Source organism: Polynucleobacter sp. P1-05-14 (assembly GCF_018881675.1).
Classification (GTDB): Bacteria; Pseudomonadota; Gammaproteobacteria; order Burkholderiales; family Burkholderiaceae; genus Polynucleobacter.
Map to the genome: position 1 here is coordinate 182,355 of NZ_JACVPV010000029.1, position 24,581 is coordinate 206,935.

A 24,581-nucleotide genomic window follows, 5' to 3' on the forward strand; every position below is an offset into this window, starting at 1 on the left:
CAGGAAGATATTACTCTTTACGAGTTTTAATGGATTCAATAATTTTATAGAATGCAGCTGGCTTAACGGAATTCTGACCCTTAAACGGCTGATCGGTTATCACTAACAAAGAAATCAAAGCACCCATAGTGATAGGCAAGATCTTCAATCCCAAAAAAAATGAATCTGAGGGCAAGAATAGAGTATTGATGCCAATCAAGGCAAACATACAGATCAAAATGACTATCCAAAATAGACCTGGTAAGCGGATATTTGAGCGCTCAATACGAGCTTCTCTACTCTCAGCAACCTCTTCAGATTTCTTAATGATGTCTGTATACATTGCTGTTTGACGATTGGTTTGGGGTTCGATTGACATGAGTTGCCTAGAAATTCCACGCCACAGCATGTGCGTTTTAGTACTGCCTTGCCCCTTTTGCAATAGAGCCCACTCATCATTAACAATGGAGTTCATATATTCAAATAGTTCAACACGAATAGGCGCTATAGATGGGTCGCCAAATCGGGTCAGCAGACGATCCAAGTTATTAATTCGTCCGGCCTCTTGAGAAACCAAGGTTTGGACCTCGCGAAAATTGCTTTGCGCTTGATTGAGCAAAAAACCAATTAACAGGCCGCTCAGAGTGATGATGGATCCAAAAAGGCCCAAACCTAATCGAGTGCTATCTTGTGTAGGCGCAAGGATCGGGATAGTTTGCAGTACACGTGGCATCAGATCCAACAAGGCAACAAAGAAGACAATTAATATTAAAAGAATCTGGACATTACTTTTCTTGTATAGCCAATTGAAGAATGCATCTTCACGAGTACTTTTATTCATAAGACCTAGTTATTAATATTTTTTTGTAGGAAATTGAGCGTACGCTCCCAGGCCAGCTGCGCTGCTTCTGCGTTGTACTTTAGTGGAGCCAATCCACGTCCATCAGATTTAGGGTTTGCAAAGGCATGCTTAGTGTCGTAGCGGTGAAATTCATAATTCACGCCCGCTTGCTTTAGCTTCTGTTCTAGATGATCGACTCCGGCTATTGGAAAGAACTTATCATGCATAGCCCAGTGGCCTAACATCGGCTTGCTAATGGCCTCTGCATTGACATACTCCAAAGGAGGATTGCCGTACCAAACGATAGAAGCGTCGAGTTCAGGCACATTACATGCGGCCAAAATGGTCAGCGCACCGCCCATACAAAATCCTGTCACCGCAACCTTTGTGCTGCCAGTAGCTTTCAAATACTGAACAGCACCTCGAATATCTTGACCAGCCGCATCACCAAAGTTCAGGTCGCCCATTAAATGCTCAGCTTCATTAGCTTCAATCGCTAACTTACCGCGATATAAATCTGGGACTAGTGCGCGATAGCCCTCTTTAGCAAGGCGAACAGCCACCGCCTTCACCTCATCATCCAAACCCCACCACTCCTGAATGACAACTACTCCAGGGGCATCCGCTTTATCGACTGGCTCGGCCAGGTAACCCTTTACTGCCTGTCCATCGGGTCTTTTAAATTCAATCATGGGGTCTCCTTATGCTCTTTAGTTCTTACGCTTTTTTCGTATCAGAATGAATATATCCCACAACCCAAAAAGTGAGCAAGCCGCAAATGGCAGCCCCATAACCAACTAGGTTGTAATGCTCCATCCTTCCATTGGTTGTAATTGTGACCACTAGGCCTGCTACTACTGATGCTATGCCGGAAGCCAACATCTGCACTGAGCCAATTAAGCTCATAAAGGTTCCCCGAATTTTGGGCTCTACCATTTGGCTCACAATAGCCATGGCCGGAATCATTCGGCCAGAAATCAAGACAAAGAAGGCGGTCTGATTAACAAGCACCACCCATAAAGGGACCGGCATTAAATTGGTTGTCACTAAGATCGGTATCAAACTAATAATGGCTAGCATGCGAAATACTTTGACCTTGCCATATTTATCCGCCATGTGTCCAATAAATCTTGAGCTCATCAAAGTCGCCAAACCACCACAAAGATAGATCAGGGAAATGTAGGAATTTTCGATCCCAACGTTAGCGGTGAGATAGAGGGCAATATAAGGAATGACAGTAAAGCCAGTCAACATAATTAGACCCACAAACAGAAAGGCGCGTAGATGACGATGAGCAACAAAGACTTCGTAGATTTGCTGGAAGCGATTACCTTCATGAACGTGATGCAAGTGGCCAGAAATTTTAGGGATATAGCGATATCCAATAAATAGAATCAATATAGAGATGAGTCCAATAAACATAAACGGGGCACGCCAGCCTAAAAAGCTAATGTGATTAGCTAAGAACAAACTCAAAGGCACGCCTGCAACGGTTGAAACTGAGAAAGCAGCCATGACCGTACCCAGCGCCTTACCTCTGCGCTCAAAAGGAATGCTATCAGCCACAATCGTCTGCACCAAAGATCCTAGAATGCCTCCAAAGGCACCTGCGCATGCACGGGCGATAAATAGCATGTGATAGTTTGAAGCAAGCCCACAAGCTATCGTTGCAATAATGAAGCAAACATACAAACGCAGGAGCAATTGCCTTCGCTCAAAACGGTCGATGTAATAGGTGGCGAATACCCCAGCGATTGCAGCAGCAAAAGTATAAGAAGACAGCAGCAGACCAAATTGATGCGTATTAATGGAAAGCGCTGTAATGAACTGAGGCCCCAAAGGCATCATAATCATGAAATCCAGGATGTGGGTGAACTGAATGCCAGCCAATGAAAACAAAAAGAAGCGCTCTCGCTTCATGGCTTCAGTAGTATGAGAAACGGTATTCAAGGGATGCTTTACTTGAGGTAATCAATATGACATTATCAACCCTGATCCAGATGTTTGCTTATCCCATACCTTTCAAGAACTATCTAAATTTATGCCAATTACCCCAGACGTTGTAGCTCAAACATCCTTAGCTGGCATCCCACTTCTGCCCCTAGTGAGAGATGCACTTTATGGGTTACTGGGCCTGATCATGGTAGTTGCTTTCCATGGCGGCCTGATTAATTACGTCATGATTCGCTTTGAGAGGTTAACCGATCAAAATCTCAAGAAGAAGCAGTATGACCGCGTTTTTTATCACTTCTACGCCTCTTTTTTAATCATCGCCCTTATTCACCTCACAGAAATTATCATTTGGACCGTCTATATCACCAACCTCAGATTAATCGACGACGGTTTACAGACGCTACTCTTCGTGGGTAGCTGCTACACCACAGTAGGCTTCGTCTCAGACATCCTACCCAATGGCTGGAAAAGTCTTGCCTTCTTTATTTCCTTTTCAGGATTATTCTCAATCGCATGGACCACCTCAACCATGATTGGAATGACCAACACCTTTAAGGCAGCGTGGAATATAAAACATCGCCAGAAAGATCCTACCGCCTCTTAACGTAGTACCCATAGACACAACGATTTCCGCCTCTTGAGGGATCGTGTGTATCGTGAATCACGCCATCAATGATCGCGGTGAGATGCTTCGAAACCCTAGCAATCAGCATTTCTTTGGGTAGCTCGTCGGGGCGTAGGTGAACCTGACAGCCCGCCCCTACTTTCATAGTGGGCACCCACTCAAAACCTTGGGCTAGGATATAGTCATGAAAGACATTCCGGTGATTACCGTTTCTGGGTGACGAACCTTTGACGTTGAGCCTTTTAGCAAGGCGGTCATTTTTCAGTTGGGCGTAACTCTCATTTGCCAGTCTTAAATCCTCATAGACCTGCATATAAGGCAGGCTTGCGGCAATGGCAATAGATCTGACAACACAATCTCCTGCGCCACCTTTAAAGCCAGCCGCCCCCCTTCCGCCATCATCAAACTGAAATGGAAACCTGGGATATGACTTGGCGAATGGGTTTAAAAATGCAAACATTTGACGGTGTGTAATAAAAAATGGATTTGCTTTTTGGGCAAATCCATTTTTACTTAAAGCGTCGGCTAGATTACTTAGCGTGCGCCTTCTTTACCTCTAAACGCCATGCATGCAGCAAAGGCTCTGTGTAGCCGTTAGGCTGCTCAAGACCTTTGAAAATCAGATCGCTCGCTGCTTTATAGGCATATGAATCTTGGTAGTTAGGCATCATTGGCTGATACAAAGAATCGCCAGCATTTTGACTATCAACTACTTTAGCCATACGTTGCAAGGTCTCGTTGACTTGATCAGCAGTCACAATGCCATTGAGCAACCAGTTAGCGATATGCTGGCTGGAGATACGCAAAGTCGCACGGTCTTCCATCAAGCCTACGTTATGAATATCAGGCACCTTGGAGCAACCAACGCCTTGATCAATCCAACGCACCACATAACCCAAGATACCTTGGCAATTGTTATCCAACTCTTGCTGAATTTCTTCCTTAGACCAGTTGGCCTTTTCAACCACTGGAATAGTCAACAAATCATCGATTAGCGCTTCTGCTTCAGCGGCTGTATCGAGCTTTTCCATTTCTTTTTGGAGTTCAGCCACGTTTACTTGATGATAATGCAGCGCATGCAAGGTTGCTGCTGTTGGTGATGGCACCCAAGCAGTGTTTGCGCCTGCTTTAGGATGAACAATCTTCTGCTCAACCATGGCCTTCATCATGTCTGGCATTGCCCACATACCCTTACCGATTTGAGCGCGGCCACGCAAGCCACAATCCAATCCTGCAAATACGTTACGACGCTCGTAAGCGGATAACCACTTGCTGGTTTTCATATCACCTTTGCGCATCATTGGACCTGCATACATCGCTGTGTGCATTTCATCACCAGTACGATCTAGGAAGCCAGTATTAATAAAGGCTACGCGCGCACCGGCAGCAGCAATAGCCGCCTTGATATTTGCACTCATGCGACGCTCTTCGTCCATGATGCCCAGTTTCACAGTGTCTGCTGGTAAGCCGAGTAATTTCTCAACACGCCCAAAGAGCTCGCCTGCGAAAGCGACTTCTTCTGGGCTGTGCATTTTTGGCTTCACGATATAAACAGAACCCTTGCGAGTATTACCAATGGTTTGGCTTGCTGGACGATTGATGTCGTATAAAGCAATCAATACAGTCACTACCGCATCCAATATACCTTCATAGATTTCTTTACCTTCGCCAGTAATGATGGCTGGGTTCGTCATTAAATGCCCAACGTTACGAAGGAACAAGAGTGAACGGCCATGCAAAGTTACCACACCATCTTTTGCATCAACAGCGCCGATACCGGCTTTGTACTTGCGATCTGGGTTTAGTGAGCGAGTAATTGTCTTATCGCCCTTCTTCACCTCCTCAACTAAAGTACCTTTTAAAATGCCTAACCAGTTTTCATAAGCAAGCACCTTATCGTCACCGTCAACGGCAGCAATCGAGTCTTCCAAATCCAAAATAGTGGAGAGTGCAGCCTCGAGGACAACATCATTGATGCCTGCAGGATCGCTAGCACCAATCGTTTTAGTCTTATTGATTTCAATATCAATATGAACACCGTTATTGCGCAACAAGATAGAGCTTGGCGCTGCTGCCTCACCTTGGTAGCCAACAAATTGCTTCTCATCCGCTAAACCTGTTGTAGTGCCGTCTTTTAATTTAACGGACAGCTTATTGCCATCAACAGAGTACGCAACTGAATCACGGTGCGAACCTTTAGCCAATGGTGCAGCTTGATCCAAGAAATTGCGAGCGTATGCAACTACTTTTGCACCACGAATTGGGTTGTAAGCGCCAGTCTTGGTTGCGCCATCTTCTTCTGAGAGAACATCAGTGCCATAGAGGGCATCATATAAAGAGCCCCAACGTGCATTAGCAGCATTTAAGGCATAGCGTGCATTAAGCACTGGAACCACTAATTGAGGGCCAGCTTGCAGAGCCAACTCATCATCTACATTCTTGGTGGTTGCAGTAATTTTTCCCGGCACATCAACTAAGTAGTCGATCTCTTTCAAAAACTTGCGGTACGCAGGCATATCCTTGATTGGGCCTGGATTGGCTTGGTGCCATTTGTCCAAATCCAACTGAATGCGATCGCGCTTTGCGAGCAAGGCATCATTTTTTGGCGTGAGATCTTTAACGATCTCATCAAAACCTTTCCAAAAATCGGCACTCTTAATACCAGTACCCGGAAGTACTTTGTCTTCGATGAATCTATATAAGGGAGTTGCCACCTGGAGGCTATTGCAAGTAGTGCGCGCAGTCATGTTGTGAACCTTTGTCTCTAAAGCGAAAGTTAATAAATATGGTTGATTAAATATTTTCCATCAATCCTGGAAAGGATGTTGGAGAAGAATGGTTTCATCACGCTCTGGGCCTGTAGATACCATTGCAATCGGCTTACCAGCTACTTCCTCGATACGACGAAGGAACTTTTGGGCTTCGGCGGGCAACTTATCCCACTCGCGAATGCCGAAAGTTGTACCCTTCCAACCCGGGAAATCCTCATAAATTGGCTCGCAACGGGCAACTGATTCCGCCCCACGCGGCAATACATCTAACTTCTTGCCATCAAGGTGATAACCAACGCATAAGCGAATAGTTTCAAAGCCATCAAGGACATCTAGCTTAGTAATGCAAAGACCAGATAGGCCATTGATCTGAATCGAGCGCTTCAAAGCAGCAGCATCTAGCCAGCCAGTACGACGTGGGCGTCCAGTGACAGAACCAAATTCTTTACCTACTTCAGCCAAACGCACGCCAATCGGATCTTGTCTTGCAGGATTGTCATGGTCATATAGCTCACTTGGGAATGGGCCGGCACCAACGCGTGTGCAGTAAGCCTTCGTAATACCTAAAATGTATTGCAAAGAGTCTGGCCCAACCCCTGAACCTGCAGCAGCATTACCTGCTACACAGTTACTGGAGGTTACATAGGGATAGGTGCCGTGATCGATATCGAGCAATGTGCCCTGCGCACCTTCAAATAACAAGTTTTGACCAGATTGCTCGGCAGCATACAAGGCACTGGATACATCCACCACCATTGGCTTAAGACGCTCTGCATAAGACATTGCTTCAGCTAAAGTCTTCTCATAGTTTACTGGCTCAGCACCGTAGTAATTTGTGAGCATGAAATTATGGTATTCCAAATTCTCTCGCAATTGCTCAGCAAATTTCTCTGGGTAGAACAAATCTTGCACACGCAAAGCACGACGAGCTACTTTATCTTCATACGCAGGTCCGATGCCGCGACCAGTTGTGCCAATCTTGGCCTCACCGCGCTTTTTCTCGCGAGCATGATCAATAGCTACGTGATAAGGCAGAATTAGAGTGGTTGCTTCAGAAATTTTGAGACGGGACTGAACATCTAAACCAGCAGCCTCGAGCTCGCCGATCTCTTTAAAGAGCGCCTCTGGTGAAAGCACCACGCCGTTACCGATATAGCAAATCACGTTTTTATGCATGATTCCAGAAGGAATCAAACGAAGAATGGTCTTCTTGTCGCCTATGATTAATGTATGGCCGGCGTTGTGTCCACCTTGAAAGCGAACTACTGCTTGTGCATGGTCAGTCAACCAATCCACTACCTTACCCTTGCCTTCATCACCCCACTGGGTGCCAATGACAACTACGTTACGACCTTTTGCTTGCTGCGTTGAAGACATAATGAAATCCAAAAAGATAATTACAAAATAAGTTAACTGCTTAATGCCAAATTGATTGCTTTACTTCTTTTTTACTTCCCAAGAGCTGCCCTGCTTTACCAGTTCTCGATCACATTCATACTCGGCAGCTTCTGCTGCTGTTCCTACTGGAATCTGTATCACCACCTCGCCCTGACTTCTCAAGGCGGTGATTGCCTTGCTTAATGCAGCATCCTCAACCCAAGGAGCCAAGATAGCCAACTTGCGCACCTTCATGGGTGATAAGCCTGCAAGAGTCAAAAGATCTAACGAAAATCCGGTTGCTGGACGAGGGCGGCCAAAGGCCTGACCCACATGATCGTAGCGACCACCTCTGGCAATGGGCTGAGGCAACTGATTTATATAAGCCGCGAACATCACACCACTGTGATATTGATAGCCACGAAGATCGGCCAAATCAATACTGAGCTCTAAGTTGACAGATAACTTCGCTGCAGCTGAAACTAAACGCTCCAGATCTGCCAAAGCCTGATCAATTGCTACGTGCTTAGGCAAGTCTTTCTTAGCCTTTGCCAACACTTCAGCACAAGGGCCATTTAACTCAGTCAAGGCCATCAGCGCTTTAGCAACATTCGCAGGCAAACACGCCGCCCACTGACTTAAGCGAGGACGATCCTTGCTTTGCAAAAGGCTATACAAAGCTTCAACCGTTGCTTTATCTAAATTCTGGCCATCTAAGATACCCGCCAAAATGCCCGCATGAGATAAATCGAGGTAAACCTTTTCTAGGCCTGCAAGAGACAGCGTTTTGAGAAGCAAGGTGATAGCCTCTAGATCAGCTTCCCAAGTGGCACATCCATAGATCTCTGCGCCCAACTGCAACTCTTCACGCGCTGAGCTACCAACTGGTGTGCGAGCGTGCGCAACGGATCCGGCATAGCAAAGACGAGTGACGCCAGCACGATTCAAGAGATGTGCATCAATACGAGCAACTTGCGGAGTCATGTCTGCACGCAAACCTAAGGTGCGCCCAGATAACTGGTCTACCAATTTAAAAGTTTGCAGATTAAGATCGGAGCCAGTGCCGGTTAATAGGGAATCTAAAAACTCCAAAATAGGGGGGGCAACCAACTCATAACCATAGGATTGATACAAATCCAAAATAGCACGACGCAATGACTCAACTTTGCGAGCCTCAGCGGGCAAAACGTCTGCAATATCTTCAGGAAGTAACCAGCGATTCATGATGTGGACTATTCGCTTTCTTATTTTTTGTGCAGGAACTTAAAGAACTCACCATTCGGCTCAACCACCATAATGTCCTTCTTGTCCTTAAAAGAACTTCTATAGGCTTCTAGGCTTTGATAGAACTGAGCAAACTGGGGGTCGCGCCCAAACGCCTCTGCATAGAGTGCAGTCGCTTTAGCGTCCCCTGCCCCTTTAATCTTTTGGGCATCGCGATAAGCTTCCGCCAGGATAGTGTCACGTTGACGCTCTGCATTCGCACGAATCTTGTCGGATTCTGCAGCACCCGTGGAGCGGAGCTCATTAGCCACACGCTTACGCTCTGCTTCCATACGGCGATATACAGAATCACTGATTTCTGCCAAGAGGTCAACACGCTTTAAGCGCACATCAACAATCTCTACGCCGATATCAGAGGCATCATCAGCAACCTTCTTGCGAATACCCTGCATCACCTCTTCACGCTGATCAGAAATTAACTCACGCACAGTGCGTTTAGTGAATTCTTCATTCAGGGCGGAACGAACCAATTGGGTTAAGCGATCCTGAGCTAAGCGCTCATCGCCTTTGAAGCTGATAAAGAATTTTCGTGGATCAACAATGCGCCACTTCACATAAGAATCTACCAATAAGTTTTTCTTCTCAGCAGTAATAAAACGCTCTGCTTCTGGATTATCGATTGTCAAGATGCGACGATCGAAGAAGCGCACGTTTTCAAATGGCGCTGGGAACTTTATTTGTATGCCCGGCTTCTCAATCACACGAACAATCTGTCCAAATGAGAACACCACAGCGAACTGACGTTGATCAACGACAAAAATACTAGAGGACAGAACATAAATCAGCGCAATAAAGCCAATACCTGCAGCGATTAAACGATTGGCATTCATTATCTGGACTCCCGATCACGACTACGGAGACCATCACGTTTATCGGTAGAGTTATTCACAGCTGACACTGGAGCTGCAGGAGCAGCACTGGAAGTTGGGGCTGGAGTATTTACTCCAGTGGCACCACCAACTGTCACGCTACCAGTTGGAGTGTTGGTACCAGACTGATTTGCCTGTGTATTTGCCGCTTGAGCACTTTCAGCACTCACCTGTGCAACGATCTTATCGAGTGGGAGATATAAGAGACTATTGCTCTTAGTGGTATCAACCAAGATTTTGGTCACGTTGTTATACATCTCGCGCATGCTATCGATATACATGCGATCACGAGTAACTTGAGGCGCCTTAGAGTATTCAACCAATATTTGTTTAAAACGTGTGGCATCGCCCTCTGCAGTAGCAACTACACGAGCCTTGTATCCCTCAGCCTCCTGAATCAGGCGGGCTGCAGTACCTTTGGCGCGCGGAATAATGTCATTGGCATAAGCCTGGCCTTCGCTCTTCAAGCGCTCCTGGTCTTGACCCGCTTTTACTGCATCATCAAACGCTGCTTGAACTTGTTCTGGTGGCTGAACGTTTTGGACGGTTACGCTAGTCACGTAAATGCCCGTTTTGTAACTGTCCAAAATCTTCTGAATTGAGTTGGCTAAATCGATACCAATCTTTTCACGACCCTCGTACAGTACGGTATCCATCTTGCTGCGAGCAACGATTTCACGCACAGCCGTTTCAGCAGCTTGCACTACCGCCGCATCAGGATCACGGTTATTAAATAAGTAATCCGTAGGATCCTTGAGGCGGTATTGCACAGCAAAGCGCACATCGATGATGTTTTCATCTTCGGTGAGCATTGAAGAATCTTTTTGATTGGTAGCCTTGATTAATACGGGGCGCCCTACTTCTACAGAGCGAACTCCTGATAAATTCACAGTCTCTTCAGACTGAATTGGCCAAGGCATACGCCAGTTAATACCCGGCTTAGCGGTGTAATCGTACTTACCAAAAGTTAAGATAACGCCAGCCTGCCCTTCTTGAATAATGAAGAAGCCACTGCAGATCCACACAAAGAAGACAAGCGCTCCAGCAACAAGAATGCTTGCTTTAGATCCAAATGGATTATTGAAATTAAAGTTAGGCGCATTGATGCCGCCATTACCACCACCGTTACCGCCATTTCCGCGTTGTGAAGGTGGGGGAATATCGGTGCTCTTTGGTTTATTCGTTGGCCTACCAGTAGGACTGCCTGTTGCGCCTGGTGTTTTCTTGCCACCAAAGATACCGGCAATTCTGTCATTGAAATCGCGCCAAAGCTCGTCCAAGTCTGGTGGGCCGTCTGGCTTAGTTGGCTGATTCGTTGGTTGAGTCTCTACCGGCTTATTAGTTTCTGGATCTGCTTTGGGGGCTTGTTCATTTCCCTGCCCATCTTTGGCATCTTTGGATCCACCGGCATTGTGGCTATTGCCCCAACCTGGATCATTGACCGAAAACAGGTCGAGAAATTTACGCATCATTTGAAAAATAGCTTCGCTTGGCAATCGGATTAAATTCAGAAGTTTCTGGTCGTTCGGGTAAAGGCTCTAAAAACTCATCCGGGGCCAATTGCTTCTTGGCACGGTTGCGCTCGACCCTTATTCTATCAGTCATTTGGGAGTATTCGGCCAAGGCTGAACGGAGTAAATCAAGGCCCAAGCCCGTCTTGGCCGACAGGAAAACCTGGCTCGGAATACCCTCCCCATCCCGCTCTAAAACAGCCCCACGGGTGAAGGTTAGAGGCATCTGGTCGATCTTATTCATGACCTCGATACGGGGGATGTCATCTGCCCCGATTTCCTCCAAAACCGCTTCAACTTCCGCTTTTTGCTCTCTAGCTACAGGGCTACAGGCATCAATGACATGCAAAATCAGGTCGGCATGGATGGTTTCATCCAAGGTGGCTCTAAAAGCCTCTACTAACTGGTGAGGCAAATCCCGGATAAATCCAACCGTGTCAGAGACCACAATGGAACCAACCCCCTCTAGATGGACCCTTCTAGAAGTGGTATCCAGAGTGGCAAATAACTGGTCAGCAGCATAAGTCCCGGCTTTGGTTAGGGCATTAAATAAGGTGGATTTACCAGCATTGGTATATCCAACCAAGGAGACCGAAAACACATCTCTACGATTTCGGGAACGTCTTTGGGTTCTTTGCTGACGCTGCAGCTTTTCAAGCTCATTTTCCAAGCGCTTTGCTTTAGTGGCTAGCATCCGGCGATCTAACTCCATCTGCGTTTCACCAGGGCCGCCACGCACACCAATACCGCCGCGTTGACGCTCCAAATGACTCCAGGCTCTCACTAAGCGTGACATGCGATAGCGGACCTGTGCAAGCTCAACTTGCGTCTTACCAATATGACTTTGCGCTCTTTGGCTAAAGATATCCAAAATCAAGCCTGTGCGATCCATTACATGAAAGCCAATGTGACGTTCTAAATTGCGTTGCTGGGTTGGGGATAGAGGGTGATTAAAGATGGCAAGTTCTGCCCCCTGCTCCTCCATCACCCTCTTGAGTTCGTTAGCCTTGCCCGAACCAATAAATAAGGCGGGGTCAGTTTTGCCCTTGCGTGCGATAACACTGGCTGCAGGTATAGAGCCGGCGCTGTCAGCTAAAAGACTGAGCTCAGCCATGCTATCTGCAAAATCCTCGCGTCCTGTATCTACACCAACCAGAACGGCGCGTGCCGCATCTACTCCAGTTTTATACAGGGCTAGCTTCTTCCAAACGGAAATCAATCGCACGAGCGGGAACGATCGTGGAGATTGCATGTTTGTAAACCATCTGTGTCACGGTATTACGCAAGAGGACAACATATTGATCAAAAGATTCAATATTGCCCTGTAACTTAATGCCGTTTACAAGATAGATCGAAACAGGAACATGCTCTTTGCGCAAAGCATTGAGAAAAGGGTCCTGAAGTAATTGAATTTTGTTGGGGTTGCTATTACTCATACTGCTCCTTAATTATTTTTTGCTTTATTACTTTTTTGGGAGTCTTGCTTTTTTATTAAATACCAATTCACTAGAAACCTTCACTACAAATCATTTATTACAAACTACTCAATCAGCCCTCTATATTGGGCTGATTTTGGAAAAAATCAAGCCCATTTCGAATGAAAGATAAAACTCAGCTTAAATTAACGCTTTTTGCCTTTTTTACCCTTATCCGCTTCTACGTAGGGGTTTTTAGCGGTATTCATCTGAATACGCAGAGGCGTACCGCGTAATTTAAAGACATCCCTAAAGCGACCTTCTAAGTATCGCTTGTAGCTATCCGTCACCCCACTCAAGGATGTACCATGAATGACCACAATTGGAGGGTTCATGCCCCCTTGATGGGCATAACGCAATTTAGGACGACCCATACCAACGCGTTTAGGCTGTTGATGCTCAATCGCCTCTTGCAAAATACGGGTTAAGCGTGGGGTTGGTAGTTTTGCCATTGCGGCTGCATATGCAGAATCCACATCCTTAAAGAGCTCCTTAAGGCCTGTACCCTTTTTAGCGGAGATTGGGTGGACGTTTGCAAAATCGAGGAAGCGTAGCTTTTGCGCAATCTCTAATCGAGCGCGCTCTTTTACATAAGCATCCAAACCATCCCACTTGTTCACTGCAACCACTAAAGCGCGGCCAGCTTCCACAATAAATCCAGCGATGTGTGCATCTTGCTCCGAAATATCTTGCTGAGCATCTAACATCAAGATCACCACATTACAGTCAGCAATCGCTTGCAATGTTTTAACAACAGAAAACTTTTCAATCGCTTCAAAAACTTTTCCACGGCGACGCAAGCCTGCAGTGTCAACCAAGATGTAAGGCTTGCCATTGCGCTCAAAGGGAACTTCGATCGCATCACGGGTGGTACCTGGCATATCAAATGCAATGACGCGCTCTTCACCGATTAATTTGTTAATCAGTGTTGACTTGCCAACGTTAGGTCGCCCTACTACGGCGATCTTCATTGGACGATTTGGATCGTTAGCCAATTCATCCTCATCTGGCTCTGCAATGCCAAGGGAATCTAATGCGTCATCGATCAAGCCACGCACGCCATCGCCATGTGCTGAAGAAATTGGGAACGGCTCACCTAAACCAAGCTCATGGAAGTCGGCTGTGACAACGCCAGCCTGCATGCCTTCTGTTTTATTAACTGCGAGGATAACGGGTCGACCAGTCTTACGTAAGAAATCAGCGATGACACGATCTTGTGGAGCCATACCAAGACGACCGTCAACCAAGAAAATCACAATGTCAGATTCAGCAACGGCTTGCTTGGTCTGCTTTGCCATCTCAGCCACAATGCCGGTCTTGGCTACTGGCTCAAAACCACCGGTGTCTACGCAAATAAAAGCGCGCTCACCAATACGACCTTTGCCGTAGTGTCGATCTCTGGTTAGGCCAGAAAAGTCAGCCACCAATGCATCACGTGAACGCGTTAAGCGATTAAAGAGAGTCGACTTTCCCACATTAGGACGGCCGACGATAGTGATGACTGGATTCATTTTGGACTGTACGCCGCTATTTTTCCACCTTGAGATTGAACCAAGATGAGGCCACCTACCGCAATGGGGGCAGCCGAGATTGGACTACTGTCGTGACGAATACGCGCAACCATCTCGCCATTCGCCTGTGAAAATGCATGGATATAACCTTGAGCATCACCCATGAGTAGCACCCTGCCTACCGCAAGCGACTCACCAACATCACGGAATGTCAGCTGCGTGTTTTCCCAAACTTGAGTGCCGTCTTTTGTTGCAAAGGCGGTGACATAAGACTTATCGTTTGCCGAGAAAACCATGTCGGTGCTTTGTGAGGTACCGGTATAACTTGAATAGTCTTTGAACCATAAAAGGTTGCCTGTACGAGCCTGCCCGCAACCAATACGTCCTTGATAAGAGACTGCGCAGAGGATATCGCCTTCCATACTTGGTTTAGCGGTGACATCATTCAAGCGCTCAATCTCTGAGAAGCCCTTAGGAAAAGAAACGGGTGTCTCCCAAACTAAGCCGCCATTAGCAATAGCAATCATCCCAAAGCGCCCACCAGTGAAACCAGTAACGATGACTTCATTGCCAATAGCCAGCATGCCGTAGCCAACACGCAATGACAATGCAGCCTGTTGACGCTGATAAGTCCATTTTTTAGCGCCCGTTAGCGCATCCAGTCCAATGAAGCGATTGTCTAGCGCGCGCACTACGACAACGCCACCGGCTACCACTGGCTCACTCAATACTTCACTACCAACGCTGACATTCCACATCGGCTTACCAGTATCGTCATAGGCGTAGACCACCCCCTTGGTGGTAACGGCAACAGTAGTACGGCCATCAGAGCCAGGGCCAACCGACAAATTCTCAGGAACGGATACTGACCAGACCTTATTGCCGGTTGCTAAATCAATCTTTGCCAAGTTACCACCATGAGAGGCTGCATACACCGCATCGCCAGCAACAATAGGATGAAAGTTAAAGGATTCAGATGAACCAATGCTAGTTGACCATACAGGCTGCAAATCAAATTGATTGGTAACGGTCACTAAATCAGCGGGCTTCCTTACTCTGGAGCTACCAGAGCATGCGGCTAAAGCAATTACCACGGCACCCAATACCAAGGCGGCGCCTAAGCGCATCGGTAAACGCTTGATTTCTTTAGTCATCACTGAGCAACTCCTCCAACAGCATCTAATTTAACCTTGAGAAGGCGACGCGCCTCTTCAGGAAATTCTTTTGCTTGGTCTAATTTTTTCCAGGCATCTTGATAGCTTACTTTAGCTTGCTCATTTTTCTTTTGCGCCAAATACCAATCGCCACGACGCTCAAGCCATAAAGATTCAAAACCAGCAATCGGTTTCTCATTCAATATTTGATCAGCCTCTGCAAAATCTTTTTCACTGCCCTGCTCAATCAATAGAGTTACTAGGCGTAATTTCGCCAATCCAAGATAACCATCATTAGATGCATTCTTTGCCGCCCAACGCAAATAATCCAAAGCCTTCGCGGTATCACCTGCGTCTGATGCGATCCGTGCGGCGATCAAACTAGACATTGCTGCGTAAGGTGTGCGGCCATAATCTTTTTGTAAATCATCTGTTGCGCGCAGAGTCTGATCTTTATCACCTTTAGCAATAGCGCCCACCATCGTTTCATAAAGCTTCGAGGCTTCGAGCGCCTGACTATTGCGCCACCATTGATATCCACTGTATGCGGCGTAAGCAAACAACGCAACCGTAACCACACCGGTAATGAGGTTGCGGTACTTTTGCCAAAACGCTTTGAATTGGTCTAATTGTTCTTGTTCTTCTAGATCTAAAGGCATGTCAATCCAAACTTATTTAATAGGTAATTAGTATGTATTAGCTTAATTCTATTCGGAGGCGCCTACCAAGGCATCAATTGCAGCACCTAAGACATCATCCAGGGGTACAGACTTCTGCTCGCCCGTACCGCGCAAGTCCTTGAGTTGCGCCTCATTCTTGGCTAATTCATCAGGTCCAATAATGACCGCAAAGGCAGCCCCACTACTATCAGCCTTCTTCATTTGGGACTTAAAGCTGGCTGATTGACCATCAGGAGGACAGAACAGGATGGTATCGATTCCAGCGCTCCGCAAGCGTTCAGCGATGATCATGGAGGCAGTCAACGTCTCGCCACCTTGATGCAATACAAAAATATCGCATTGAGCCTGAGCTTCTGGCAATGATCCAGAAACCTTCATTAATTCTAGAACCCGTTCCATACCCATCGCCCAACCACAAGCCGGCGCGGCTTTGCCTCCCATACGCTCAATTAATGGGTCATAGCGTCCACCGCCAGCAATAGTGCCTTGAGCACCTAATTCATCAGTCACCCACTCAAATACAGTGAGGTTGTAGTAATCAAGGCCACGAACTAAACGAGGATTAATTTTGCAGGGGATGTTATTTGCTTTAATTAATGCCTGTACCGCATTGAAATGCTTCAGCGACTCTTCGCCCAAGAAATCCAATAATTTTGGTGCGCCCTCAATCAATGCCTGCATCTCTGGATTTTTAGAATCCAAGATACGCAAGGGATTGGTAATGAGACGACGCTGTGAATCTTCGTCTAGCTGCGATTGATTTTTCTCAAAGTAAGTAACCAATGCGGCGCGGTGTTCAGCACACTCAGGGGCCTGACCTAGGGAGTTCATTTCTAAACGAACGCCCTTCAATCCCAACTCGTCCCATAAACGCTGACCCATGAGAATGATTTCAGCATCAATATCAGGTCCGGCAAAGCCTAAGGCCTCAACACCAAACTGGTGGAACTGGCGATAGCGACCACGCTGTGGGCGCTCATGACGGAACATCGGTCCGGTGTACCAAAGACGCTTAGGCCCTTCGTATAACAAATTATTTTCAATTACAGAGCGCACTAATGCGGCAGTACCCTCAGGGCGTAAGGTGAGTTGCTCGCCATTCAAGCGATCCTCGAACGAATACATTTCTTTTTCAACAATATCGGTAACCTCACCGATGCCACGCTGGAATACGGCAGTTGCCTCAACAATAGGTGTTCGCAAAAACTCATAGCCGTAAGCACGAGTTAAATCACGCAATACATGCTCAAGATGAGCCCACTGCGCCGCATCCGCTGGCAGTAAATCATTCATACCGCGCACGCCATTTATCTTTTGAGTTTTCTGGACTTTAGTTTGCTTGTTCTCGTCAGTCATTTTTATTATTCTTCTTGTTAAAGCTTGGCAGCGTAGTTTTGTTTAACATAGTCATCTACGATCACCTGAAACTCTTCGGCAATTTTCTCACCACGTAGCGTTTTGACTTTAACTCCATCGACAAACACTGGCGCCGCAGGGCTTTCACCAGTTCCTGGTAAAGAAATACCAATATTGGCATGTTTGCTTTCGCCTGGGCCATTGACGATGCACCCCATTACAGCAACATTCATATTTTCTACGCCAGGATGGGTTTTCTTCCAAAGAGGCATTTGTTGGCGCAAATAAGACTGGATATTCGCCGCTAACTCTTGAAAGGTAGTGCTAGTAGTTCTGCCGCAACCTGGACATGCAATCACCATTGGCGTGAAATTACGCAAGCCCATGGTTTGTAATATTTCTTGGGCAACGATGACTTCATTTTCACGAGGAGCACCTGGATCAGGCGTTAATGAAACGCGAATCGTATCGCCAATACCTTCTTGCAACAAAATACTCATTGCTGCAGTAGAGGAAACAATGCCTTTGCTACCCATGCCTGCTTCAGTTAAACCCAAATGCAGCGGATAGTCAGAGCGTCGAGATAGATCACGATACACAGCAACTAAATCTTGAACATTGCTAACTTTGCAAGAAAGCAAAATCTGATCAGGATTCATACCAAACTCAACTGCTTTTTCTGCTGACTGCAAAGCCGACTGAATCAAAGCCTCAATCATCACTTCTTGAGCAGTTTTTGGATTTGCCAGAGCTGCATTGCCATCCATGATCGAAGCCAGAAGCTCTTGATCCAAGCTGCCCCAGTTCACACCAATTCGAATAGGCTTGTCGTATTTGCAAGCGGCTTCAATCATTTGCGCGAATTGTGGATCGCGCTTGGCGCCCTTACCCACATTGCCTGGATTGATGCGGTACTTCGAGAGGGCTTTAGCGCACTCCGGAAAATCATTTAATAAAGTATGCCCGTTGTAATGGAAGTCGCCAATCAATGGCACCAAGACATCCATCTTGTCCAACTGCTCACGAATATAGGGAACTGCAGCAGCAGCCTCTGGAGTATTGACAGTGATACGCACCATCTCCGAACCAGCGCGGGCTAATTCCTTTACCTGAATTGCAGTACCCACCGCATCCGCAGTATCGGTATTAGTCATTGACTGCACACGTACTGGTGCATCCCCACCAACGGTAATGATGTTGGTTTTCCAGGCAACGGTTGCTTGACGCGTTGCACGCTTAAGGGATGGGCCCAGCGGCAGTGGTGGCAATGATTGATTAGAGCTCATTAGGATCTATGGGTTGGGTTCTCATTTTTTACTTAAGCTTTTTGAGCCACTCGATGGGATGCTCGTTTGGCCCCAGATTGGTATCCTCATCAAACTCTTCATCCGACCCAACCTCTGTGAGCTCGATCTCAGTATTGTGAACAGCACGTTCACGCACACGGGTGCGGTCGACTACATCCCCTGCCAGCTGACCACAGGCGGCAGCAATGTCATCACCGCGCGTCTTACGCACAGTAGCCACCATGCCCGCATCTAAAAGGATACCGGCAAAAGCATTGACGCGTTGGGCTGATGAGCGCTTGAGGCCAGACTCCGGGAAAGGATTAAATGGGATGAGATTAATTTTGCACTTAATGTTTCTAAGTAAGCGCACTAATTCTTTTGCTTGGATGTCAGAGTCATTCACGCCATCGAGCATGCAATACTCAAAGGTCAAGAAATCCCTTGGCGCAAATGGTAAGTAACGTTCGCACGCATCAAGCAATTCACGTAGAGGATATTTTTGATTGAGTGGCACCAATTGATCGCGTAATGCGTCATTAGGCGCATGTAATGAAACTGCCAATGCTACAGGGCAATCTTGTGCGAGACGATCAATCATCGGCACTACACCCGATGTAGAAACTGTCACACGACGGCGTGATAAACCGTACGCCCTGTCATCCAGCATCAAGCGCAATGCAGAAACCACATTGTCATAGTTGAGCAAGGGCTCGCCCATGCCCATCATTACCACATTAGAAATCACACGACCAGTGTGTTCCCAACCTGGCGTTGGAAACTTCTCAATTCTACGAATAGCCTCAGGGTCATTGCGTAAAAGATGTTCAGCAAACCAGAGTTGACCAATGATTTCACCGGAAGTGAGATTGCGTGAAAAACCTTGGTGCCCAGTTGAGCAAAAACGGCAATTGACTGCGCAGCCCGCCTGAGAAGAGATACACAAGGTGCCTCGATCATCCTCAGGAATAAATACAGACTCGACCGCATTGCCAGCGCCCACATCCAATAGCCACTTGCGTGTGCCGTCATTGGCGTGCTCATCTTTGATAACAGGGAGGGAAAGTACTTCCGCTTTATCTAGCAAAGTTGCTCTAAAGCTTTTTGCTAAATCACTCATGTCGTTAATGTCAGCTACACCGCGTTGGTGTATCCACTGCATGAGTTGCTTTGCCCTAAAGGGCTTTTCATTCAACCCCGCGACATACGCTGCCATTTGGTCAGCGTCAAAATCTAAGAGATTTACGCGCGGGGAGGTCAATGCGCCTACTTATATATTAAATAGGTTGTTCGTTAGCAATCGTTGATTAACGATTGAAAACATTCATGCCAGGGAAGAAGAATGCAACTTCCACAGCAGCTGTTTCAGGAGCATCAGAACCGTGAACCGCATTTGCATCAATGCTGTCAGCAAAGTCAGCACGGATTGTGCCTTTTTCTGCCTTCTTCGGATCAGTCGCGCCCATCAAGTCACGATTCTTAGCAATAGCACCTTCGCCATGCAATACTTGAATCATCACAGGACCAGAAATCATGAAGCTCACCAAATCTTTGAAGAAAGGACGGTCTTTATGAACGCCATAGAACTGCTCAGCTTCATTTTGTGACAAATGCGCCATTCTGGAAGCAATGATCTTCAAACCAGCAGATTCAAAACGGTCATAAATTTTGCCGATGACGTTTTTAGCAACAGCATCAGGTTTGATAATAGAAAGGGTGCGTTCAATTGCCATGCAAGACTCCAATAGTGATTTCAAAGGTATTTGCTAGGCGGGGTGAATAAGTCACCCCACTCCAGCGACCCCCGAATTATACATTGCCTGACCGTATTTACCCCTATGCCTGTAGGGCTAAGCCCTTGAATTTACAGGGCATAAGCCTTTAATTTGTAGGTCTTTTCTGTGGGGGCTTGAAATTAGGGTGTTTTGTCTATACTTATCCTCAACAGCCCTTCATGGGCTCTTGTATCAACTACGAAAAAGAAGGAGTCAATATGAGTGATCTGAACTCTTACGGCTTTGGCCAAACCGGCTCAATTAGCAATGTCCAGGTGCGCAACCGCGTTCTCCGTAATACTTACGCCCTTTTGGCGCTCTCCATGATTCCAACTGTAATTGGCGCCTGGCTTGGAGTTGCTATGGGTCTAAGCCTGTTCTCGGGCAGCCCCTTTATTGGCTTCATCGTCTTCATGGCGGTAGCCTTTGGCTTCTTCTGGGTAATTGAGAAGAATAAAGATTCCGGCGTTGGTGTTCTCTTGCTCCTGGGCTTCACTTTCTTCATGGGCATCATGATGTCCCGCTTGATTGGCTTCACGCTCAATAGCTACAGCAACGGCGCGACATTGATCATGTTGTCATTTGGCGGTACAGCTGCAATCTTCGCAACCATGGCAACCATTGCAACAGTGAGTAAGAGTGATTTCTCTGGCCTAGGCAAATTCTTGATGGTTGGGGTGCTTCTCTTGATCGTTGCCTCATTGGCAAATATCTGGCTGCAATTACCGGCGTTAATGTTGACTGTGATGGTGCTAGCCATTGCCATCTTTTCTGTCTTTATATTGGTTGACGTGCAACGCGTTATCAATGGCGGCGAGACAAACTACATCATGGCTACTTTGGCTATTTATTTAGATGTATACAACGTCTTCACTAACTTACTTGCCCTCTTGGGTATTGTTGGTGGTAATCGAGATTAAGGGAAATTAAGACACGCTAAAACTTTAGTGTGTTGTTCTCATCAGGCGCCTGCGGGCGCCTTTTTTACTGCTGCTATTTAGTCTGTTTGTTTAGCTAAATAATTAAGTCGCTACAAACATGCTCACAGCAAAGGATAGCGCAACCAAAATCAATAGGATTGCAAAACTATCTGAGGCTTTCATGACGCTCTCCCGAAGATAAAAAGTTGGGCAGCAATACATTACTGCACAAGCTCAATCTACTCTTCTATAAGACAGTGGTTTTGAGAATGCCGCACCATCAATAGGCTTGATGCACTAATTTAGCGCCCTTTTGGTGCAATTATTAAGCATCAGGAACACTCGAGAATGAAAGTTTAGAAGCGCCAACCCAAAGAAACGCCATAGGAATTGATATTAACCTTGTCGGTTGAGCCATCGTTCCATTGAATGGTTTTATAGTTTTGTTGCGATACCTCTACTCTAGTAAAGAGATGCTTGGTGAGCAGGTATTCGGCACCAATTCCGTAACTAGGTCCATTCAACCATTGATAGTAACCGGGTGATGAGTACTTCGACCAAGACCATCCAAGCTTGATATAGCCCAATAAATTTTCAGTAAACGCATAAGCTACTTTTCCGCCTGCTTCGATGGGGTGCTGTGCATCAGGATCAGAGCCCGCAGTATCCGTTGTAGCCAAATCATAACTACCATAGGCGCCAACTAGCCATTGATTATTTATAGCCTTGTATGCGTCAGCAGTAATACTGGGAATTCCGCTTCGACTAGTTTGTGAGCCGCCAGGTGTTGAAACATCAGTAATAGAATTTAATGCGTAGTCCACAGACAAACCAAAACCTTCAAAGTTTTGCGATTGACCATAAGCAATAGGCGCAGAAAGAGCCCATAGCAAAATTGCTATTTTTTTCATGCAACTACCCCCTTGATACTTATTTTTATATATTACTGGCTACTATATCAAAAGGCTAGGCTTTATCAAAAACAGCCATAGACTCCACGTGGGAGGTGTGGGGGAACATATTAATAATGCCCGCACTACTTAATTTGTAGCCTGCCTGATGGCACAAGATCTCTACATCCCTCGCCAAAGTTTTGGGATTACAGGATACGTAAACAATTCGTTGTGGCAATAATTCACTTTGCGCAATATGCAACTCTGCAAGCGCTTTACAAATCTCCATCGCACCCTCGCGCGGCGGATCCATTAACCAACGCTCTGCTTTGCCCCACGATGCAATTGTTTCTGTTGTAACTTGGAATAAATCGCTTTGCATAAAGCTGGCCTTATCAACGAGTCCGTTATGCTCTGCATTGGCTTTAGCTCGAGTCGTCAAACTCTCTAAACCCTCGATCCCTAGGACCTGTTTTGCTTTTCTAGCAAGCGGCAATGTGAAGTTGCCAATACCGCAAAACAAATCCAATACTCGATCTGTTTCTTTGACTTCAAGCAATCGAATCGCCCTACTGACTAAGGCACGATTCATCATATGATTTACCTGTGTGAAATCTGCAGGCTTAAATGGCATCTCGACCTCAAACTCAGGCAGCCGATAACAAAGCTTGCCGGTCTCAGGATAAAACGGCGCCACAGTCTCAATCCCCTTAGGCTGGAGCCATATCCAAACCTGGTGCTGATCCGCAAAAGCTCGCAGAAGTTGCTCGTCATCTGCAGTTAAAGACTTGAGATTCCGAAACACTAAAGCAGTGACTGGTTTTGATTTCTTAGGATCATCCGATAAGGCATCTTCCGGCTCGCCAACCGCAATCTCAATCTGCGGCATGCGGTCAACGATTGATAAACCCATCACTAGCTTACGCATTTCTGGCAATAAATCCGATACATGCTTGGGCAAAATTTCACAAGCCAGCATGTCAGCTACATAGCCGCTCTTACCCTCATGAAAACCAATCAGTACGGTACCTTTTTTAATGGAGCGATTGACAGCACTTAAACGTGCGCGGTGACGATATTCCCAAGTAGGGCCACCCATCGGGCGCAGAATTTCTTCAGGCCTTACCTTGGCAATATGTTGCAAGTCATCCTCAAGTACACGCTGCTTGATAGCCACTTGCGCTCGTATATCTAGATGCTGCATGGTGCAGCCACCACACACACCAAAGGCTTTGCACTTAGGCTCCACCCTAAATACGGCGGGTTTCAGAATGTCGCGTACTTTAGCCTTACTAAAGCGCGCTTTATCACTGGTGATAGTGTAAGTGACTAACTCGGTTGGCAGCGCACCCTTAATAAAGATCACCTTACCGCTTTGACCTTGGGCGACCTCCTCCTCATTGGGGGCTAGGCGTGCAATCCCCTGGGCATCCAAATCCAGTGCTTCGACTTTAATTGGCTCAGTCACCTCAATATTGACTGGCTTATCACCTCTACGCATTCGCAGAAAAACCTTGGAGATATTCTTGCCACTGACCACCGTTAGGCTCTTTAGATTCTTTTTCTAAATAAGCCTTTACGAATTCAATTTCCTCTTGATATTCAGCTTGAGAAAAGCCGCCACGCAGCAATTGAAAGCGGCAGTACATGAGATAGGTATTGACCACGTCGGTCTCGCAGTAACGGCGGATGTCATTAATCTTGCCATCTTGATACGCGGGCCATACTTGGCTGCCGTCCATACCCATCTTGCCCGGGAAACCACATAGCTTTGCCAACCCATCTAAAGGGGCATTCGCACGACCATTGAATTTAGCCAACAGATCCATCATGTCAAGATGACGCATGTGATAACGACTGATGTAGTTATTCCACTTAAATTCTCGGCTATCAGAATCCTGGCTCTCACCCATCTCCCAGTAGCGGGGAGCTTGCACATGATTCGCTAATGCGCGATAGTGCAACACGGGTAAATCAAAGCCGCTGCCATTCCAAGAAACGAGTTGAGGGGTGTATTTTTCGATGAGATCAAAGAAGGCTTGTATTAGGACCTTCTCATCATCCTGCGGAGTGCCTAGAGTGCCAACTTTAATTTGTGGCAAGCCCTCTTTAGTAGTTCTGCGAATCACGCAAGAGATGGCAACAATCTTTTGCAGAAACAAGGGTAGAAATTCACTACCGGTCTTTTCTGCGCGCTCAGCCATCACTTTGCTAGCAACCTCGGCATCACTCATGGAGTCTGGAAAATTCTCCAGACGACGTAATCCAGAGACATCTGGAATGGTTTCAATATCAAAGACAAGAACGGTCGCCATGACGCC

23 protein-coding genes are annotated in these 24,581 nt (G+C 46.6%); 2 read left to right on the forward strand and 21 right to left on the reverse strand.

From position 1 onward, the window contains the following. Nucleotides 1-10: 10 nt before the first annotated feature. Genes ICN37_RS09380 through ICN37_RS09390 form a run of 3 tightly spaced genes read right to left on the reverse strand, consistent with a single transcriptional unit; the run spans nucleotide 11 to nucleotide 2,770 of the window. Nucleotides 11-820 (reverse strand): DUF4239 domain-containing protein, encoded by an 810-nt coding sequence (locus ICN37_RS09380; RefSeq protein ID WP_216156979.1) that lies wholly within the window; start codon nucleotides 818-820, stop codon nucleotides 11-13. Nucleotides 821-825: 5 nt separating this feature from the next. Next, on the reverse strand, nucleotides 826-1,512 hold the full coding sequence (locus ICN37_RS09385; RefSeq protein ID WP_216156982.1) for a dienelactone hydrolase family protein: 687 nt from the start codon (nucleotides 1,510-1,512) through the stop codon (nucleotides 826-828). A 25-nt stretch (nucleotides 1,513-1,537) separates the two neighbouring features. Beyond that, nucleotides 1,538-2,770, reverse strand: coding sequence for an MFS transporter (locus ICN37_RS09390; RefSeq protein ID WP_251368536.1), 1,233 nt, complete (start codon nucleotides 2,768-2,770; stop codon nucleotides 1,538-1,540). A gap of 91 nt (nucleotides 2,771-2,861) precedes the next feature. On the opposite strand from ICN37_RS09390, the gene ICN37_RS09395 reads away from it, so the two are divergent. Continuing rightward, nucleotides 2,862-3,377: a hypothetical protein gene (locus ICN37_RS09395; protein ID WP_216156985.1), complete on the forward strand. Its 516-nt coding sequence runs from the start codon at nucleotides 2,862-2,864 to the stop codon at nucleotides 3,375-3,377. Here ICN37_RS09395 and ICN37_RS09400 read toward each other — a convergent pair. From ICN37_RS09400 to ndk, 15 genes are all read right to left on the reverse strand, one after another. Then, nucleotides 3,364-3,858: a hypothetical protein gene (locus tag ICN37_RS09400; RefSeq protein ID WP_216156988.1), complete on the reverse strand. Its 495-nt coding sequence runs from the start codon at nucleotides 3,856-3,858 to the stop codon at nucleotides 3,364-3,366. The genes ICN37_RS09395 and ICN37_RS09400 overlap by 14 nt on opposite strands. Before the next feature lie 70 nt (nucleotides 3,859-3,928). Beyond that, nucleotides 3,929-6,145 (reverse strand): malate synthase G, encoded by a 2,217-nt coding sequence (locus tag ICN37_RS09405; protein WP_216156990.1) that lies wholly within the window; start codon nucleotides 6,143-6,145, stop codon nucleotides 3,929-3,931. Between the two features lie 60 nt (nucleotides 6,146-6,205). Next, on the reverse strand, nucleotides 6,206-7,546 hold the full coding sequence (locus ICN37_RS09410) for an adenylosuccinate synthase (protein ID WP_216156993.1): 1,341 nt from the start codon (nucleotides 7,544-7,546) through the stop codon (nucleotides 6,206-6,208). A 60-nt stretch (nucleotides 7,547-7,606) separates the two neighbouring features. After that, nucleotides 7,607-8,770, reverse strand: coding sequence for an ATP phosphoribosyltransferase regulatory subunit (locus ICN37_RS09415; RefSeq protein WP_216156996.1), 1,164 nt, complete (start codon nucleotides 8,768-8,770; stop codon nucleotides 7,607-7,609). Between the two features lie 20 nt (nucleotides 8,771-8,790). Next, nucleotides 8,791-9,660, reverse strand: coding sequence for a protease modulator HflC (gene hflC, locus ICN37_RS09420; protein WP_215321842.1), 870 nt, complete (start codon nucleotides 9,658-9,660; stop codon nucleotides 8,791-8,793). Then, nucleotides 9,660-11,171: an FtsH protease activity modulator HflK gene (gene hflK, locus ICN37_RS09425; protein ID WP_216156998.1), complete on the reverse strand. Its 1,512-nt coding sequence runs from the start codon at nucleotides 11,169-11,171 to the stop codon at nucleotides 9,660-9,662. The genes hflC and hflK overlap by 1 nt, the downstream gene beginning before the upstream one ends. Next, a complete protein-coding gene (hflX, locus tag ICN37_RS09430) occupies nucleotides 11,161-12,435 on the reverse strand; it encodes a GTPase HflX (protein WP_370623837.1) in 1,275 nt (424 codons plus the stop codon). Before hflX ends, hflK begins: the two co-directional genes overlap by 11 nt. Further along, nucleotides 12,395-12,646: an RNA chaperone Hfq gene (gene hfq, locus ICN37_RS09435; protein ID WP_072582173.1), complete on the reverse strand. Its 252-nt coding sequence runs from the start codon at nucleotides 12,644-12,646 to the stop codon at nucleotides 12,395-12,397. The genes hflX and hfq overlap by 41 nt, the downstream gene beginning before the upstream one ends. A 185-nt stretch (nucleotides 12,647-12,831) precedes the next feature. Further along, nucleotides 12,832-14,196 carry a ribosome biogenesis GTPase Der gene (gene der / locus ICN37_RS09440; RefSeq protein WP_072582172.1) on the reverse strand — a complete coding sequence of 455 codons (1,365 nt, stop codon included), beginning with the start codon at nucleotides 14,194-14,196 and terminating at the stop codon, nucleotides 12,832-12,834. Beyond that, entirely contained in the window at nucleotides 14,193-15,350 is a 1,158-nt protein-coding gene (bamB, locus tag ICN37_RS09445) for an outer membrane protein assembly factor BamB (RefSeq protein WP_216157001.1), read from the reverse strand. The genes der and bamB overlap by 4 nt, the downstream gene beginning before the upstream one ends. Next, a complete protein-coding gene (locus ICN37_RS09450) occupies nucleotides 15,350-16,009 on the reverse strand; it encodes a tetratricopeptide repeat protein (RefSeq protein WP_215321839.1) in 660 nt (219 codons plus the stop codon). Before ICN37_RS09450 ends, bamB begins: the two co-directional genes overlap by 1 nt. A 48-nt stretch (nucleotides 16,010-16,057) precedes the next feature. After that, nucleotides 16,058-17,386 (reverse strand): histidine--tRNA ligase, encoded by a 1,329-nt coding sequence (gene hisS / locus ICN37_RS09455; RefSeq protein ID WP_216157004.1) that lies wholly within the window; start codon nucleotides 17,384-17,386, stop codon nucleotides 16,058-16,060. Nucleotides 17,387-17,403: 17 nt separating this feature from the next. Further along, nucleotides 17,404-18,672 (reverse strand): flavodoxin-dependent (E)-4-hydroxy-3-methylbut-2-enyl-diphosphate synthase, encoded by a 1,269-nt coding sequence (gene ispG, locus ICN37_RS09460; RefSeq protein WP_216157006.1) that lies wholly within the window; start codon nucleotides 18,670-18,672, stop codon nucleotides 17,404-17,406. A gap of 28 nt (nucleotides 18,673-18,700) precedes the next feature. Beyond that, nucleotides 18,701-19,933: a 23S rRNA (adenine(2503)-C(2))-methyltransferase RlmN gene (gene rlmN, locus ICN37_RS09465; protein ID WP_215321836.1), complete on the reverse strand. Its 1,233-nt coding sequence runs from the start codon at nucleotides 19,931-19,933 to the stop codon at nucleotides 18,701-18,703. Nucleotides 19,934-19,979: 46 nt separating this feature from the next. Beyond that, complete coding sequence (gene ndk / locus ICN37_RS09470) at nucleotides 19,980-20,405, reverse strand: nucleoside-diphosphate kinase (protein WP_216157009.1); 426 nt, start codon at nucleotides 20,403-20,405, stop codon at nucleotides 19,980-19,982. Nucleotides 20,406-20,665: 260 nt separating this feature from the next. Between ndk and ICN37_RS09475 the strand changes: the two genes are divergently transcribed. Then, on the forward strand, nucleotides 20,666-21,367 hold the full coding sequence (locus ICN37_RS09475; RefSeq protein ID WP_216157012.1) for a Bax inhibitor-1 family protein: 702 nt from the start codon (nucleotides 20,666-20,668) through the stop codon (nucleotides 21,365-21,367). A gap of 356 nt (nucleotides 21,368-21,723) precedes the next feature. Here the strand turns inward: ICN37_RS09475 and ICN37_RS09480 are convergent, their stop codons facing one another. From ICN37_RS09480 to ICN37_RS09490, 3 genes are read right to left on the reverse strand one after another with little or no spacing between them, the layout of a single operon-like run. Continuing rightward, complete coding sequence (locus tag ICN37_RS09480; protein ID WP_216157015.1) at nucleotides 21,724-22,278, reverse strand: outer membrane protein; 555 nt, start codon at nucleotides 22,276-22,278, stop codon at nucleotides 21,724-21,726. A gap of 55 nt (nucleotides 22,279-22,333) precedes the next feature. Further along, the gene (gene rlmD, locus ICN37_RS09485; protein WP_216157017.1) at nucleotides 22,334-23,761 is read right to left on the reverse strand and encodes a 23S rRNA (uracil(1939)-C(5))-methyltransferase RlmD; all 1,428 of its coding nucleotides are present in this window, start codon (nucleotides 23,759-23,761) and stop codon (nucleotides 22,334-22,336) included. After that, nucleotides 23,754-24,575 (reverse strand): 3'-5' exonuclease, encoded by an 822-nt coding sequence (locus ICN37_RS09490; protein ID WP_216157020.1) that lies wholly within the window; start codon nucleotides 24,573-24,575, stop codon nucleotides 23,754-23,756. The genes rlmD and ICN37_RS09490 overlap by 8 nt, the downstream gene beginning before the upstream one ends. Nucleotides 24,576-24,581 lie beyond the last annotated feature (6 nt).

Coding starts and splice junctions, on each gene's coding strand:
- rlmD (WP_216157017.1), bottom strand. CDS start 23,761: ATGCGTAGAGGTGATAAGCCAGTCAATATTGAGGTGACTGAGCCAATT.
- ICN37_RS09385 (WP_216156982.1), bottom strand. CDS start 1,512: ATGATTGAATTTAAAAGACCCGATGGACAGGCAGTAAAGGGTTACCTG.
- ndk (WP_216157009.1), bottom strand. CDS start 20,405: ATGGCAATTGAACGCACCCTTTCTATTATCAAACCTGATGCTGTTGCT.
- ICN37_RS09475 (WP_216157012.1), top strand. CDS start 20,666: ATGAGTGATCTGAACTCTTACGGCTTTGGCCAAACCGGCTCAATTAGC.
- ispG (WP_216157006.1), bottom strand. CDS start 18,672: ATGAGCTCTAATCAATCATTGCCACCACTGCCGCTGGGCCCATCCCTT.
- der (WP_072582172.1), bottom strand. CDS start 14,196: ATGAATCCAGTCATCACTATCGTCGGCCGTCCTAATGTGGGAAAGTCG.
- hfq (WP_072582173.1), bottom strand. CDS start 12,646: ATGAGTAATAGCAACCCCAACAAAATTCAATTACTTCAGGACCCTTTT.
- ICN37_RS09490 (WP_216157020.1), bottom strand. CDS start 24,575: ATGGCGACCGTTCTTGTCTTTGATATTGAAACCATTCCAGATGTCTCT.
- hflC (WP_215321842.1), bottom strand. CDS start 9,660: ATGAATGCCAATCGTTTAATCGCTGCAGGTATTGGCTTTATTGCGCTG.
- ICN37_RS09380 (WP_216156979.1), bottom strand. CDS start 820: ATGAATAAAAGTACTCGTGAAGATGCATTCTTCAATTGGCTATACAAG.
- hflK (WP_216156998.1), bottom strand. CDS start 11,171: ATGATGCGTAAATTTCTCGACCTGTTTTCGGTCAATGATCCAGGTTGG.
- ICN37_RS09415 (WP_216156996.1), bottom strand. CDS start 8,770: ATGAATCGCTGGTTACTTCCTGAAGATATTGCAGACGTTTTGCCCGCT.
- ICN37_RS09395 (WP_216156985.1), top strand. CDS start 2,862: ATGCCAATTACCCCAGACGTTGTAGCTCAAACATCCTTAGCTGGCATC.
- ICN37_RS09450 (WP_215321839.1), bottom strand. CDS start 16,009: ATGCCTTTAGATCTAGAAGAACAAGAACAATTAGACCAATTCAAAGCG.
- ICN37_RS09410 (WP_216156993.1), bottom strand. CDS start 7,546: ATGTCTTCAACGCAGCAAGCAAAAGGTCGTAACGTAGTTGTCATTGGC.
- ICN37_RS09400 (WP_216156988.1), bottom strand. CDS start 3,858: ATGTTTGCATTTTTAAACCCATTCGCCAAGTCATATCCCAGGTTTCCA.
- ICN37_RS09405 (WP_216156990.1), bottom strand. CDS start 6,145: ATGACTGCGCGCACTACTTGCAATAGCCTCCAGGTGGCAACTCCCTTA.
- bamB (WP_216157001.1), bottom strand. CDS start 15,350: ATGACTAAAGAAATCAAGCGTTTACCGATGCGCTTAGGCGCCGCCTTG.
- hisS (WP_216157004.1), bottom strand. CDS start 17,386: ATGACTGACGAGAACAAGCAAACTAAAGTCCAGAAAACTCAAAAGATA.
- ICN37_RS09480 (WP_216157015.1), bottom strand. CDS start 22,278: ATGAAAAAAATAGCAATTTTGCTATGGGCTCTTTCTGCGCCTATTGCT.